The 14,578-nt window shown below is 65.6% G+C and carries 14 protein-coding genes and 1 tRNA gene; 3 read left to right on the top strand and 12 right to left on the bottom strand.

Annotated features, from left to right (window positions below; all coding sequences use genetic code 11):
* Nucleotides 1-6: 6 nt before the first annotated feature.
* The 10 genes from WS75_RS11690 to WS75_RS11645 all read right to left on the bottom strand — a co-directional run bounded on the left by WS75_RS11690 (nt 7) and on the right by WS75_RS11645 (nt 8,464).
* Nucleotides 7-609: an NADH-quinone oxidoreductase subunit C gene (locus WS75_RS11690; protein ID WP_059680596.1), complete on the bottom strand. Its 603-nt coding sequence runs from the start codon at nt 607-609 to the stop codon at nt 7-9.
* A 21-nt stretch (nt 610-630) separates the two neighbouring features.
* Nucleotides 631-1,110, bottom strand: coding sequence for a NuoB/complex I 20 kDa subunit family protein (locus WS75_RS11685; RefSeq protein WP_006398799.1), 480 nt, complete (start codon nt 1,108-1,110; stop codon nt 631-633).
* A 62-nt stretch (nt 1,111-1,172) separates the two neighbouring features.
* Nucleotides 1,173-1,532, bottom strand: coding sequence for an NADH-quinone oxidoreductase subunit A (locus WS75_RS11680; RefSeq protein ID WP_006398798.1), 360 nt, complete (start codon nt 1,530-1,532; stop codon nt 1,173-1,175).
* A gap of 154 nt (nt 1,533-1,686) precedes the next feature.
* A tRNA-Leu gene (locus WS75_RS11675) sits at nt 1,687-1,771 on the bottom strand.
* Between the two features lie 111 nt (nt 1,772-1,882).
* A complete protein-coding gene (gene secG / locus WS75_RS11670; RefSeq protein WP_059680595.1) occupies nt 1,883-2,260 on the bottom strand; it encodes a preprotein translocase subunit SecG in 378 nt (125 codons plus the stop codon).
* 72 nt (nt 2,261-2,332) lie between these two features.
* Nucleotides 2,333-3,088: a triose-phosphate isomerase gene (tpiA, locus tag WS75_RS11665; RefSeq protein ID WP_059600429.1), complete on the bottom strand. Its 756-nt coding sequence runs from the start codon at nt 3,086-3,088 to the stop codon at nt 2,333-2,335.
* Nucleotides 3,089-3,229: 141 nt separating this feature from the next.
* The gene (locus WS75_RS11660; RefSeq protein WP_059680594.1) at nt 3,230-4,249 is read right to left on the bottom strand and encodes an NAD(P)H-quinone oxidoreductase; all 1,020 of its coding nucleotides are present in this window, start codon (nt 4,247-4,249) and stop codon (nt 3,230-3,232) included.
* A 140-nt stretch (nt 4,250-4,389) separates the two neighbouring features.
* Nucleotides 4,390-6,537, bottom strand: a complete 2,148-nt coding sequence (gene pnp / locus WS75_RS11655) for a polyribonucleotide nucleotidyltransferase (protein ID WP_059600427.1) — start codon at nt 6,535-6,537, stop codon at nt 4,390-4,392.
* Between the two features lie 290 nt (nt 6,538-6,827).
* Complete coding sequence (gene rpsO / locus WS75_RS11650; protein ID WP_006398792.1) at nt 6,828-7,097, bottom strand: 30S ribosomal protein S15; 270 nt, start codon at nt 7,095-7,097, stop codon at nt 6,828-6,830.
* A 107-nt stretch (nt 7,098-7,204) separates the two neighbouring features.
* The gene (locus tag WS75_RS11645; RefSeq protein ID WP_059680593.1) at nt 7,205-8,464 is read right to left on the bottom strand and encodes a branched-chain amino acid ABC transporter substrate-binding protein; all 1,260 of its coding nucleotides are present in this window, start codon (nt 8,462-8,464) and stop codon (nt 7,205-7,207) included.
* A 168-nt stretch (nt 8,465-8,632) separates the two neighbouring features.
* Between WS75_RS11645 and WS75_RS11640 the strand changes: the two genes are divergently transcribed.
* From WS75_RS11640 to WS75_RS11630, 3 genes are all read left to right on the top strand, one after another.
* Nucleotides 8,633-9,145, top strand: a complete 513-nt coding sequence (locus WS75_RS11640) for a hypothetical protein (RefSeq protein ID WP_059680592.1) — start codon at nt 8,633-8,635, stop codon at nt 9,143-9,145.
* Nucleotides 9,146-9,527: 382 nt separating this feature from the next.
* Nucleotides 9,528-10,169 (top strand): carbonic anhydrase, encoded by a 642-nt coding sequence (locus WS75_RS11635; protein ID WP_059600424.1) that lies wholly within the window; start codon nt 9,528-9,530, stop codon nt 10,167-10,169.
* A gap of 40 nt (nt 10,170-10,209) precedes the next feature.
* The gene (locus WS75_RS11630) at nt 10,210-11,760 is read left to right on the top strand and encodes a SulP family inorganic anion transporter (RefSeq protein ID WP_059680591.1); all 1,551 of its coding nucleotides are present in this window, start codon (nt 10,210-10,212) and stop codon (nt 11,758-11,760) included.
* 80 nt (nt 11,761-11,840) lie between these two features.
* Here WS75_RS11630 and WS75_RS11625 read toward each other — a convergent pair whose 3' ends face one another.
* Nucleotides 11,841-13,385 carry a 2-isopropylmalate synthase gene (locus WS75_RS11625; RefSeq protein WP_059680590.1) on the bottom strand — a complete coding sequence of 515 codons (1,545 nt, stop codon included), beginning with the start codon at nt 13,383-13,385 and terminating at the stop codon, nt 11,841-11,843.
* A gap of 313 nt (nt 13,386-13,698) precedes the next feature.
* Nucleotides 13,699-14,571, bottom strand: coding sequence for a CDP-diacylglycerol--serine O-phosphatidyltransferase (gene pssA / locus WS75_RS11620; RefSeq protein WP_059680589.1), 873 nt, complete (start codon nt 14,569-14,571; stop codon nt 13,699-13,701).
* Nucleotides 14,572-14,578 lie beyond the last annotated feature (7 nt).

Below are 14,578 nucleotides of genomic sequence, written 5' to 3'. Positions count from 1 at the left end.
GCCCCCTTAATGTTTCAGACCGCCATAGCGATCCTCGCGGATCACGCGCGGCGTGATTTCGCGCGGCTCGATCGTCACCGGCTGGTAGACGACCCGCTTCTCTTCCGGGTCGTAACGCATTTCGACATAACCCGACACCGGGAAGTCCTTTCGGAACGGGTGGCCGATGAAGCCGTAGTCGGTGAGGATGCGGCGCAGATCGGGGTGACCCTCGAACACGAGGCCGTACAGGTCGAACGCCTCGCGCTCGTACCAGTTTGCGGAGGCCCAGATGTCGACGAGCGATGCCACGATCGGCAGATCGTCGTCCGGAGCGAACACGCGCAGGCGCAGGCGCCAGTTGTTCGTGACCGACAGCAACTGCGACACGGCCGCGAAACGCGGGCCGTCGTAGGCACCGTCGCCGTAGGTCTGGTAGTCGATGCCGCAGAGGTCGATCAGTTGCTCGAAACGGAGCTTCGGATCGTCGCGCAGCATCTTTGCGACTTCGAGGTAATCGCTTGCCTTCACGACGAGCGTCAGTTCACCGATCGCTTCGGTGAGGCTCACCACGCGCGCGCCGAGCGCTGCTTCGAGGTTTGCCTTGAGGGTCTCGATTTTGCTTGCCATATTGAGGGGACGCTCGGGACTTTATTGACGGGCGATGGTGTTGGTGCGGCGGATCTTCGCCTGCAGCTGGATCACGCCGTAGACCAGCGCCTCGGCCGTGGGCGGACAGCCCGGCACGTAGACGTCAACGGGCACGATCCGGTCGCAACCGCGAACCACCGAGTACGAGTAGTGGTAGTAACCGCCACCGTTCGCGCACGACCCCATCGAGATCACCCAGCGCGGCTCGGCCATCTGGTCGTACACGCGGCGCAGTGCGGGCGCCATCTTGTTGCACAGCGTGCCGGCGACGATCATCACGTCCGACTGACGCGGGCTCGGACGGAACACGACCCCGAACCGGTCCAGGTCATAACGGGCCGCGCCCGCATGCATCATCTCGACGGCGCAACACGCGAGCCCGAACGTCATCGGCCACAGCGAGCCGGTACGCGTCCAGTTGATCAGCTTGTCAGCCGTCGTGGTGACAAACCCTTCCTTCAAGACCCCTTCGATACTCATTTGCTTTCCACTCCAGACGAGCGACCCAGCGTGGCCGCCCATGCAAACCGGCGATTAACCCATCACTCCCAATCGAGGCCGCCTTTCTTCCAGATATAGGCAAAGCCCAGCAGGAATTCGAGCAGAAAAATCATCATTGCGATGAAACCCGGCCAGCCGATGTCCCGGAGCGCGACGCCCCACGGAAACAGGAATGCGGTTTCGAGATCGAAGATGATGAACAGGATGGCGACGAGGTAGTACCGGACGTCGAATTTCATCCGGGCGTCTTCAAAGGCTTCGAAGCCGCACTCGTACGGTGCGTTCTTCTCGACGTCCGGCTTGTTGGGACCAAGGAGCTTGCCGATGCTGACCAGCGCTATACCTAAACCAGTGCCCACGAGGAGGAACAACAAGACGGGGTAATAGGCTGCGAGGTTCAAGGCAATCCTCTATCGGTTGGTTCTGAGCGTCCGGAGAATACCACTTCCGGCGGAAGGAATCATTTCGGAGTGCATGCGATCACAAGACAATCGCAAGGCACACCCCAGAAATGAAAAATGCCAGCCACTAGAAGCGGCTGGCATTGAGTAACTTTGGTGCCGACGGCGAGACTCGAACTCGCACAGCTTTCGCCACTACCCCCTCAAGATAGCGTGTCTACCAATTTCACCACGTCGGCACTGCATGCAACTCGGGTTGTGCTGCTTGTTTCCCGCGAATCGCTTCAAGAATTAAATTCTAACCCGAGTTCCAGATTTGTTCAACGCACAAACGCAAAAATTTTGACTTTTTATTTCGGGACATCCTGGCCAGGCGCGCTCGCTGCCGAACCCGCGGCAGCGGACACCGCGACGGCCGGCGCCGACGCTGCGGGCGCCGATGCCGGCGCGGTCGCGGCGCCGCCGAGCACGCCTGCCGACGGCGTCGACTTGTACGAACCGAGGTACGTCAGCGCGAGCGTCGCAACGAAGAAAATCGTCGCGAGAATGCCCGTCGTGCGCGACAGGAAGTTGGCGGAGCCCGTTGCACCGAACAGGCTGCCCGACGCGCCGCTGCCGAATGCAGCGCCCATGTCCGCCCCCTTGCCGTGCTGCAGCAGCACGAGTCCGATCACACCGAGTGCAGACAGCACCTGCACGACAATAATCAGCGTCTTGAATAACAGCATCACACCCACCCGATTGGATCAGGCAACCGGACCAACCGGCCGCCATCATGGTTCAATTCGATCCCGGACCGCTCAACGTGCGGCCCGGCAGATCGCCAGGAAATCTTCCGCCTTCAGCGACGCGCCGCCGATCAGGCCGCCGTCGATGTCGGGCTGCGCGAACAGCTCTTCCGCGTTGTCCGGCTTCACGCTGCCGCCGTACAGCACCGATACGTCCGCCGCCCCCTTCGCCGCCAGACGCGCCCGCAGGAATGCGTGCACGTCCTGCGCCTGCGCCGACGTCGCGCTCTTGCCCGTGCCGATCGCCCAGACCGGCTCGTATGCGACGACGATGCGGGCGGCCTCGTCAGCCGTCAGCACGGCCAGCACGGCGTCGAGCTGCGCACCGACTACCTGCTCGGTCGCGCCCGCTTCGCGCTCGTCGAGCGTTTCACCGACGCACACGACGGGCGTGAGGCCCGCCGCGAGCGCGCGCTGCGTCTTCGCGGCAACGGTTTCGTTGCGCTCGCCGTGATACGCGCGACGCTCCGAGTGACCGACGATCGCATACTGCGCGCCGAACTCCGCCACCATCGCGGCCGCCACTTCACCGGTGAACGCGCCCTGCTCGTGCGCGGACACGTCCTGCGCGCCGAACGCGACACGGCCACCGCCGAGCTGCGCCTGAACCTGCGCGAGGTACGGGAACGGCACGCACACGCCGACCGACGTCTCGGCCGGCACCGCGCCCGCGCCCTGCATCACTTCGTTCAGCAATGCCTGGTTGCCGGCCAGCCGGCCGTGCATCTTCCAGTTGCCGATCACTCGCTTCGTTCGTTGTTTCGACATCGTGTCTGTCTCGTCACTATCTTGTCATTAACGCACCGGAAACCGGCCCGTCAGGTTGGATCTGGCGAAGCAAACCCGCGATTTTACTGCGCGCGGCTTGAACCGGTCAAACCACACATGTCAAGCCCGTCGCACGGGCCGTCACGCGTTCGCGCCCCAATCGAGCACGATCTTGCCGATGTGCTCGCCGCTTTCCATCAGCGCATGCGCCTGCGCGGCCTCCCCTGCCGGCAGCACGCGGTAGATGACGGGCTTGATGCGACCGTCCGCGAGCAGTGGCCAGACACGCGCCTTCAGTTGCGCGGCGATGCGCGCCTTGAACTCGACCGGCCGCGGACGCAGCGTCGAGCCCGTCACCGTCAACCGGCGGCGCAGGATTTCATTCAGGTTGACCTCGGCCTTCGCGCCGCCGAGCAGCGCGATCAGCACGAGGCGGCCGCCGTCCGCGAGCGCGGACAGTTCGCGCGGCACGTACGAGCCCGCGACCATGTCGAGGATCACGTCGACGCCGCGATCGTGCGTCAGCGACTTGACGACCTCGACGAAGTCTTCGGTCTTGTAGTTGATCGCACGCTCGGCGCCGAGCGCCTCGCATGCACGGCATTTATCGGCACTCCCGGCCGTCGCGAAGACACGAAAGCCGAGCGCGTGCGCGATCTGGATCGCCGTCACGCCGATCCCGCTCGAGCCGCCCTGCACGAGCAGCGTTTCCTGCTCGCCGCCCTCGCCCGCGCCGAGCAGCGCGCGGTCGAACACGTTGCTCCACACCGTGAAGAAGGTTTCGGGCAGCGATGCGACCTCGATGTCAGTCAGCCCGTCGGGCACCGGCAGGCATTGCGGCAGCGGCGCGACCGCATATTCGGCGTAACCGCCGCCCGCGAGCAGCGCGCAGACGCGATCGCCCATCTTCAGGCCGAACGGGTTCAGTGCCGCATCCGACAGGTCGCCGCCGACAATCTCGCCCGCGACCTCGAGGCCCGGCAGATCCGACGCACCCGGCGGCGGCGCATACGCGCCCTTGCGCTGAAATACGTCCGGCCGGTTCACGCCGGAAGCCGCCACCTTGATCAGCACTTCGCCGCGCTTCGGTTCGGGGCGCGGACGCTCCGCGAGCTTCAGCACGTCGGGGGCGCCGAATTCGGTGATTTCGATGGCTTTCATGGTGGTCGCTCCTGGATCTGTCGGGGGCACACCCGCGCACGGCACGGGCGCCTCGCCGGCGCTGCTGCGCCGCACAACGATGCTACAGAAAAAACGGCCGGCACGCTTTCGCACTGCCGGCCGCTCTCACGCCTGTCCGCTTACTGCTGCGGCGGCGTATCCGACTGCGACGCTGCCGCTGCTTCGTTCAGCAGCGCCTTCGCCGACAGACGCACGCGACCCTTCTCGTCCGTCTGGATCACCTTGACCTTCACCTGCTGACCTTCCTTCAGGTAGTCGTTGATGTCCTTCACGCGCTCGTTGACGATTTCCGAGATGTGCAGCAGGCCGTCCTTGCCCGGCAGCAGGTTCACGATCGCGCCGAAATCGAGCAGCTTGAGCACCGTGCCTTCGTACACCTGGCCGACTTCGATCTCGGCCGTGATGTTCTCGATGCGCTTCTTCGCTTCGGCCATGCCTTCGCTGCTCGTGCTCGCGATCGTCACGACGCCGTCATCCGAGATGTCGATGGTCGTGCCGGTTTCTTCCGTCAGCGCGCGGATCACCGAACCGCCCTTGCCGATCACGTCGCGGATCTTTTCCGGGTTGATCTTGATCGTGATCATGCGCGGCGCGAATTCCGACAGTTGCGTGTTCGCACCCGAGACTGCCGACGTCATCTTGCCGAGGATGTGCATGCGGCCTTCCTTCGCCTGCGCGAGCGCGACCTGCATGATTTCCTTCGTGATGCCCTGGATCTTGATGTCCATCTGCAGCGCCGTCACGCCTTGCTCCGTGCCGGCCACCTTGAAGTCCATGTCGCCGAGGTGATCCTCGTCGCCGAGGATGTCGGTCAGCACCGCGAACTTGTTGCCTTCGAGGATCAGGCCCATCGCGATACCCGCGACGTGCGCCTTCATCGGCACGCCGGCGTCCATCAGCGCGAGGCAGCCGCCGCACACCGACGCCATCGACGACGAACCGTTCGATTCGGTGATTTCCGACACGACGCGGATCGAGTAGCCGAATTCGTCGGCGCTCGGCAGGCACTTGACCAGCGCACGCTTCGCGAGACGGCCGTGGCCGATTTCACGACGCTTCGGCGAGCCGACGCGCCCCGTTTCGCCGGTCGCGAACGGAGGCATGTTGTAGTGGAGCATGAAGCGCTCGCGGTATTCGCCTTCGAGCGCGTCGATGATCTGCTCGTCACCCTTCGTGCCGAGCGTCGCGACGACGAGCGCCTGCGTTTCGCCACGGGTGAACAACGCCGAACCGTGGGTGCGCGGCAGCACACCGGTGCGGATCTCGATCGGACGCACGGTGCGCGTGTCGCGACCGTCGATGCGCGGCTCGCCGTTCAGGATCTGCGAACGGACGATCTTCGCTTCGATGTCGAACAGGATGTTGCCGACGGTAGCCTTGTCGGCCGCGACCGTGCCGGCCGCCAGCGCGTCTTCCTCGAGCTTCGCCGACGTCGCCGCGTAGACTTCCTTCAGCTTCGTCGAACGCGCCTGCTTGTCGCGCAGCTGGTAAGCGGCGAGCAGATCGCCGTGCGCCAGTTCCGTCACACGCGCGATCAGCGCCTCGTTCTTCGGTGCCGGCTGCCAGTCCCACTCGGGCTTGCCGCCTTCGCGCACGAGTTCGTGGATCGCGTCGATCGCCGTCTGCATCTGCTCGTGACCGAACACGACCGCGCCCAGCATCACGTCTTCCGGCAGCTGGTCGGCTTCCGATTCGACCATCAGCACCGCGCGCTCCGTACCGGCGACGACGAGATCGAGGCTCGATGCCTTGATCTGGTCACGCGTCGGGTTCAGCACGTATGCGTTGTCGATGTACGCGACGCGCGCGGCACCGACCGGACCGTTGAACGGCAGGCCCGACACGGCGAGCGCAGCCGATGCACCGATCAGCGCGGGGATGTCCGCCGGGATTTCCGGGTTCACGGACAGCACGTGGATCACGACCTGCACTTCGTTGTAGAAGCCTTCCGGGAACAGCGGGCGCAGCGGACGGTCGATCAGGCGCGACGTCAGCGTCTCGTGTTCCGACGGACGGCCTTCGCGGCGGAAGAAGCCGCCCGGGATCTTGCCGGCCGAGTAGGTCTTTTCGAGGTAGTCGACGGTCAGCGGGAAGAAATCCTGGCCCGGCTTTGCCGACTTCGCGCCGACGACGGTCGCCAGCACGACGGTGTCTTCCACGTCGACGATCACGGCACCGCTCGCCTGGCGAGCGACTTCACCGGTTTCGAGGCGCACCTTGTGCTGGCCCCACTGGAATTCCTTCACGACCTTGTTGAACATGGACATGGTTGCTCCTTTGAATTCATTCATTTCATTCGCCGCCCGGGTCATCCCGTGCGGCGGCGTCGCGACCGAATCACCCGGAGCAAGGTGTGTTTTTTATGCCATTCCAGCGCGGCGCTCGTCGAGCGACGCGCTGGAATGACACAAATCCCGACCCCGGTATCAGCCGTTCCGGCAGCCGGCACTCACGTGCCGGACAACCTGCGGTGCGCGTGACGCTACGCACCGCGCAAAAACAAAATGCCTGCATCAGCGGACTGACACAGGCATCTTGCTGGCGGCAATCGCCTCGATTACTTACGCAGACCCAGCTTCTCGATCAGCGCGCGGTAACGGTCGGCATCCTTGCCCTTGAGGTAGTCGAGCAGCTTGCGGCGGCGGCTCACCATGCGCAGCAGGCCGCGGCGGCTGTGGTGGTCCTTCGCGTGGGTCTTGAAGTGACCCGTCAGTTCGACGATACGTGCGGTCAGCAGTGCGACCTGGACTTCGGGCGAACCCGTGTCGTTGGTACCGCGGGCGAACTGAGCAACGACTTCCGACTTCTTGATATCTGCAACAGACATGTGATTTCCTTTCTAACTGAACAGGCGGACACGGAAGAATGGCCGTGCCGTGACTTACAACCGGCGGGCATTGTAGCACAACTCCCCGCCGTTCTTACCGCCTCCTGTCACGGACGCGTCATGGAGCACGCCGACGGCATCTCCGTGCGCTGCGCCGGCACCGCCAGCACCGTCCGGAAGCCATAGCCCGACCCCTCGTTGTCGAAGCGCACGCCAGGCGTGCCGGCCTTGTCCATCTCCATCACGTAAAGGGGCTGGATCAGCTGGTGATCCTGCGCGCGCATCCGCGACGCATGGAAACCGTCGTCGAACGACAGGCCCTCGAGCGAGCGCGCGACCGCCACGGGGTCCGCCGACCCCGCTCGGTTCATCGCTGCGGCCAGCATCTCGATCATCAGGCTCATCCGCCGCACCGGATAGTCGTCCTGCGCGGCCGGGAAACGGGTCCGGAACGCGCGGTAGAACGCGTCGGATTTCGCACCGCCCGCGTTCGGGTGCCAGTCGGCCACGGCCACGACGCGCCCGACCCCGGCATCGCCCAGGGCGGCCGGCGCGCCGAGGCTGTTGCCGTAGAACGTATAGAACTTCGCGTTCAGCCCCTGCTCGCGCGCCGCCTTCACGAGCAGCGTGAGGTCGTTGCCCCAGTTGCCGGTCACGACGGCATCCGCGCCGCTCGCGCGGATTTTCGCGATGTACGGCGAGAAATCCTTGATCCGGCCGATCGGGTGAAATTCGTCGCCAGCGATCGCCACGTCCGGGCGCCGCGCGGCCAGCGCCTGCCGCGCGAGCGTGCTGACGTCGTGACCAAAGCTATAGTCCTGGTTCAGCAGATAGACCTTGCGCAGCGCGCGGTCACGCGCCATCACGTCCGCGAGCGCGGCCATCCGCATGCCCGCGTGCGCGTCGAAGCGGAAATGCCAGAAGCTGCAGCGCGCGCCGGTGAGCGCGGGATCGTCGGCCGAATAGTTCAGGAACAGCATCCGGTTGTCCGGGTCGCGCGCGTTCAGCTTGTCGAGCGCCGCGACGAGCGCGGCCGCGACGGCCGAACTGTTGCCCTGCGTAACGATGCCGATACGGCGGTCCGCGGCCGCGCGCAGTTGCACGAGCGCCTCCTCCGGGCTGCCTTTGCTGTCGAGCACGACGAGTTCGAGCGGGTGCGCACCGTCGCGCAGCTTCACGCCGCCCGCCGCGTTGACCTGCTCGACGCCGAAGCGCAGGTTGCGCTCGACCGCCGCGCCCGCGTTCGCGAACGGGCCCGACATCCCCTCGATCAGCGCGATCCGCACCGGCTCGCTGCCGGCAAACGCGGACGACACCAGCATCCATCCTGCGCTCAACGCGAGCGCGCACCGTTTCCACCCCTGCATCGGCCACCTGCCCTTCGATCTGCCCGAGAAGCGCGGATCATAGGCCGGCGCGCCCACCGCCCGCAAGCGCAGCCACGCCGCCGATCCGCACCGATTTTTTCCGCGCGATGCACTGGCGCGCGCCGTCCGTGATACAACGGGGCCTGTTTCCGTGTTCTGGAGGATCCCATGCGCATTCGTATTCCCGCGCGCCTGCCGGTGCTGGTCGCCGGCGCCGCCGCACTGCTGGCCGGTTGTGCACAACCGTGGCAGCAATACCAGGCCGGCCAGGACGAGTCGGCGATCGTCGCGCGCATGGGTCCGCCGCGCGAAATCTACGACCTTCCCGGCGGCGGCAAGCGGCTGATGTGGCCGACCCAGCCGATGGGCGAAATCACGATCGCGGCCGACGTCGACGCAGCCCACCGGATCGTCAACGTGCGCCAGGTGCTGCAGCCGAGCGAGTTCTATCGCGCGGAGATCGGCCAGTGGACGAAGACCGACGTGCTCGTCAATTTCGGCCGCCCGGTCGAGACGTCCTACTTCCCGCTGATGAAGCGCGAGGTGTGGACGTACCGGTATCTCGAGGACAACGTCTGGTACATGATGTACAGCTTCTATTTCGATCCGCAGGGCATCCTGCGCACCACGCAGAAAACACCGGACCCGCTGCACGATCCCGATCGCCGCAATCTGTTCTGACCGATTGCGCATTTACGCGCAATTTTCACAATGGCCATTCACGAATTATTGCGTGAATGGCCATTTCGTTTTTTCCGCTACGTTATTCAATGAACGGGATATGGTGGGAAACTTTTCCGATCGATGACATCCCGATGGCCATCCGCTGAACGCCCCGTCATGCGGCCCTCTGCGCGGAAACCGGTATGCGCGATGCATGTCATGCGTCGGGTTGGTGCGCGCAATGCACTGCGCCAAATCAATTTGAAACAATTTGTTTCAATGCCCCCGGAGTGCTAGGGCATACCCCTAATATCAGTCGAAATCCAACCTTTCAATTTAGAAAGAATGGAGCCACGTCATTTCGTCGATATTTATTTGCTTTTATCAGAAAGGAGTCCTCATGAATCGCCCCAAGAGCATGCTGGTTGCCAACATTGCCTGGGCCCGCGAGACGCGTGAACACACGCCCGGCTTCTTCGACGCGCTCGCGCGTGGCCAGAACCCGCGCGTGCTGTGGATCGGCTGCGCCGACAGCCGTGTGCCGGCCGAAACCATCACGCACTGCGCGCCCGGCGAACTGTTCGTCCATCGCAACATCGCGAACCTGTTCCATCCCGACGACGACAATTCCGCCAGCGTGCTCGAGTACGCGGTGCGCGTGCTGAAGGTCGACCACGTGATCGTGTGCGGCCACTACGGCTGCGGCGGCGTGCGCGCGTCGCTGCTGCCGCCGCCGGCCGACCTGCCGCACGTCGCGCGCCGCATCGCGCCGCTCTGCGCGCTCGCGCGGCGCCATCGCGACACGCTCGACGGACTCGACGACACGGCCGCCGCCGACCGCCTCGCCGAACTCAACGTGCTCGAGCAGGTGCGACTGCTGCGCGCATCGCCGATCGTGCGCGACCGCGAACGGCCGCCGCTCGTGCACGGCTGGATCTTCTCGCTCGCCGACGGTCGCCTGCTGGAGCTCGATTCCGGCTACGCGGCACCGCCCGTCGACGTCGAACCCGCGCTGGCCACGACCGCCGCCGCGCTCGGCTGATTCATCCGCCCGCCCCAACGCCCACGAAACCGCCCCAAACATGAAACTGAACGAGCGCCTGTCCACCCTGCCGCGCGACATCGTCGCCGGCATCGTCGTTTTCCTCGTCGCGCTGCCGCTCTGTCTCGGCATCGCCAACGCCTCCGGCGTCGAACCGTTCGCCGGGCTCGTGTCTGGCATCGTCGGCGGCATCGTCGTCGCGCTGCTGAGCGGCTCGTCGCTGTCCGTCAGCGGGCCGGCCGCCGGCCTCGTCGTGATCGTCGTCGAAGGAATCGCGCAACTCGGCAGCTTCTCCGCGTTCCTGCTCGCGGTGCTGCTGTCCGGCGTGCTGCAGTTCGGGTTCGGCATGCTGCGCGCCGGCCGCTTCGCCGCCTACGTGCCGTCGCCCGTCATCAAGGGCATGCTCGCCGCGATCGGCCTGCTGCTGATCGTGAAGCAGATTCCGTTCGCGTTCGGCATCGGCGGCTCGGCCACGCAATCGTTTGCGAACTGGCCGGGCCTGCCGGTCGCATGGGCTGCCACGGCCATCGCGCTCGCATCGGTCGCGCTGCTGATCGCATGGGACACGCCCGCGCTGCGCCGCTTCGCGCTAGTGCGCTCGGTGCCCGCGCCGCTCGCGGTCGTCGTGCTCGGCATCGGCGCGACGCTCGTGCTGGGCTTCGTCGCGCCGGCCGTTGCGCCGGGCGCGGCCCATCGCGTGACGCTGCCCGAGCTCGGATCGTTCGCGGCGTTCGCGGCCTCGCTCAAGCATGCGGAGCTCGGCCCGAACTTCGCGCAGCTCGTCAATCCGGACGTGTGGCGCGTCGCGATCACGCTCGCGGTCGTCGCGAGCCTCGAGACGCTGCTGAGCCTGGAGGCGGTCGAGCAGATCGACCCGAAGCGCCGGCCGACGCAGCCCGATCGCGAACTGAAGGCCCAGGGCGTCGGCAATCTCGTCGCGGGTGCGTTCGGCGGGCTGCCGATCACGTCGGTGATCGTGCGCAGCTCGGTGAACGTGCACGCGGGCGCGCAAAGCCGGATGTCGGCGATCGTGCACGGGATCCTGCTGCTTGCCAGCGTGTTCGCGCTCACCGGGCTCATCAACCTGATCCCGCTCGCGAGTCTGGCCGCGATCCTGATCCATACGGGCTTCAAGCTCGCGAAACCGGCGCTGTTCCGCTCGGTGCTGAAGCAGGGCCCGGCCGCATTCGTGCCGTTCGCCGCGACGATCGCGGGCGTGCTCGCGGTCGACCTGCTGTTCGGCATCGCCGTCGGCCTCGCGTGCAGCGTGCTGGCGGTCGCCGTCGCGAACCTGAAGAGCCCCGTCACGCTCGCGCAGCACGACGACCACTTCCTGCTGTCGTTCCGCAAGGACGTGTCGTTCCTCGGCAAGGTGCAGGTCAAGCATCACCTGCGGCACATTCCCGACCGCGCGGCCGTGATCATCGACGCGACGCGCGCCGACTACATCGATCACGACGTGCTCGAACTGCTCGACGCGTTCGTCGCCGATGCGCCGCGGCGTGGGATCACGATCGAATTCCGCCGCCGCAGCCCGGCGCCTCGCCCTGCCGCGCGCCGCTGGCTGTTCCGCGCGCCGGCGGCCGAATGATTGGCGCATGAAAAAACGCCCCGGGCGGCGCAAGGCCGCACGGGGCGTTTCGTGTGCGTCGAGTGCTCGACGCGCAGCGCTTACGAGCGCTGCGGGTTGACCTTGTCGTCCTTCGAATGCAGCTTGTTCAGCGCCGAAATGTACGCCTTCGCGGACGCCGCGACGATGTCCGGATCGGTGCCAACGCCGTTGACGATCCGCCCACTCTTCGACAGCCGGACGGTCACTTCGCCCTGCGCCTGCGTGCCGGTCGTGATCGCGTTCACCGAATACAGGAGCAGTTCGGAACCACTGCCGACTTCGCCCTCGATCGCGTTGAACGTCGCATCGACCGGCCCGTTGCCGCGCGCCTCGCCGGTCACTTCCTTGCCCTCGACCGCGAACACGATCTTCGCCTGCGGCTGCTCGCCCGTCTCGGAACGTTGCGACAGCGACACGAACTTGAAGTGCTCCTGCTCCTGCGCGAGCGCCGATTCTTCGGAGACGATCGCGATGATGTCTTCGTCGAAGATCTCGGCCTTGCGATCGGCGAGGTCCTTGAAGCGCATGAATGCGGCGTTCAGCTCGGCTTCGCTGTCGAGCGACACGCCGAGCTCCTGCAGGCGCTGCTTGAACGCGTTGCGGCCCGACAGCTTGCCGAGCACGATCTTGTTCGCGGTCCAACCCACGTCTTCCGCGCGCATGATCTCGTAGGTGTCGCGCGCCTTCAGCACGCCGTCCTGGTGGATGCCCGACGCGTGCGCGAATGCGTTCGCGCCGACCACGGCCTTGTTCGGCTGCACGACGAAACCGGTGATCTGCGACACGAGCTTCGAAGTCGGCACGATCTGCGTCGTGTCGATGCCGACGTCGAGGCCGAAGTAGTCCTTGCGGGTCTTCACGGCCATCACGATTTCCTCGAGCGACGTGTTGCCCGCGCGCTCGCCGAGACCGTTGATCGTGCACTCGACCTGCCGCGCACCGCCGATCTTCACGCCGGCGAGCGAGTTCGCCACCGCCATCCCGAGGTCGTTGTGGCAGTGCACGGAGAAGATCGCCTTGTCCGAGTTCGGAATGCGTTCGCGCAGCGTCTTCACGAGGTTACCGTAGAGTTCCGGCACGCCGTAGCCGACCGTGTCGGCGATGTTGATCGTCGTCGCCCCTTCGGCGATCACGGCTTCCAGCACGCGGCACAGGAAGTCGAGATCCGAACGGCTGCCGTCTTCCGGCGAGAATTCGACGTTGTCGGTGAACTTGCGCGCGAAGCGCACCGCGAGACGCGCCTGCTCGAACACCTGGTCCGGCGTCATCCGCAGCTTCTTCTCCATGTGCAGCGGCGACGTCGCGATGAACGTGTGGATCCGCGAGCTATTGGCGGGCTTCAGTGCGTCGGCCGCGCGCTGGATGTCCTTGTCGTTGGCGCGCGCCAGCGAGCAGATCGTGCTCTCCTTCACCAGGCCGGCGATCGTGTGGATCGCGTCGAAATCGCCGTTCGAGCTGGCCGCGAAGCCGGCCTCGATCACGTCGACCTTCATCCGCTCGAGATGCTTCGCGATGCGGACTTTCTCTTCCTTCGTCATCGACGCGCCGGGCGATTGTTCACCGTCACGCAACGTCGTATCGAAAATGATCAGCTTGTCTGTCATGGGGGGCTCCAAGGCTCTTTATGCGGGAATCAAACGTAATGAGATCGCGCCACCGCTGGCGACGCTCAACAACAGACGAGGCTTGACGGAGGGCGAGAACGGTCAGCGCGGCAGGCGCGCCAAAGCTAGCGCGCGTAGCGGCGCACCGGCTAGAAGGAGGGAGAGGCGGGAAAATGCAGTCATGCCGAAGACTATAGCGGCATTCCGCTGGGTGCGCAATCGGACGGCACCCGGGATGCCAGACCGCGCCGCGCGAAAAAGGGGCAAATGAAAACGGCGGCCTCGTGGCCGCCGTTGCCGGACAGGTTGCGCGTCAGTGATCGCGCTGCGACGAGCGCGCGGGGTTCGCCCGCCCGCGCACGGCCATGTAGGCCCAGAACACGTAGCCGGACAGCCCGTACAGCACGAACAGGCAGAACAGCATCAACGGCGGATCGGACGACACGAGCACGAACGCGACGACGACCAGCAGGATCGCAGCGAACGGCACGCGGTGCCGTACGTCGAGCGCCTTGCCGCTGTAGAACGGCGCGTTCGACACCATCGTCACGCCTGCATAGATCGTCAGTACAAACGCGACCCAGGGCAGCCAGCCGAGCTTCATCGGCACGCGGTTGTCGGTCGCGAGCCAGACGAAGCCGGCGATCAGCGCGGCGGCGGCCGGGCTCGGCAGCCCCTGGAAGAAGCGCTTGTCGACGACGCCGATGTTCGTGTTGAAGCGCGCGAGACGCAGCGCGGCGCCCGAACAGTAGACGAATGCAGCAAGCCAGCCCCAGCGGCCAAGATCCTTCAGCACCCACTCGTACATCACGAGCGCCGGCGCGACGCCGAACGACACCATGTCCGACAGGCTGTCGAACTGTTCGCCGAACGCGCTTTGGGTATGCGTCATCCGCGCGACTCGCCCGTCCATCCCGTCGAGCACCATTGCGACGAAGATCGCGATCGCCGCGATCTCGAAGCGCACGTTCATCGCCTGCACGACCGCGAAGAAGCCGCAGAACAGCGCGGCGGTCGTGAACGCGTTCGGCAGCAGGTAGATGCCGCGCGTCTTCAGGAACCGCTGGCGCGCGGCGCGGCGGCTCTCGATGGGCGCCTGATCCGGCGCCATCACCTTGTTGCGGCGGAACGGGCGTGGCGTCTGGCCGGAGCCGTTGCGCGGACGACGCGGTTTGAATGCGGCCATCGTGCGT

Source organism: Burkholderia sp. FL-7-2-10-S1-D7, assembly GCF_001524185.1.
Lineage (GTDB): Bacteria > Pseudomonadota > Gammaproteobacteria > Burkholderiales > Burkholderiaceae > Burkholderia > Burkholderia diffusa.
Note: the sequence above shows the minus strand (reverse complement) of the source record. Positions and strands in the feature narration are given on the sequence as shown.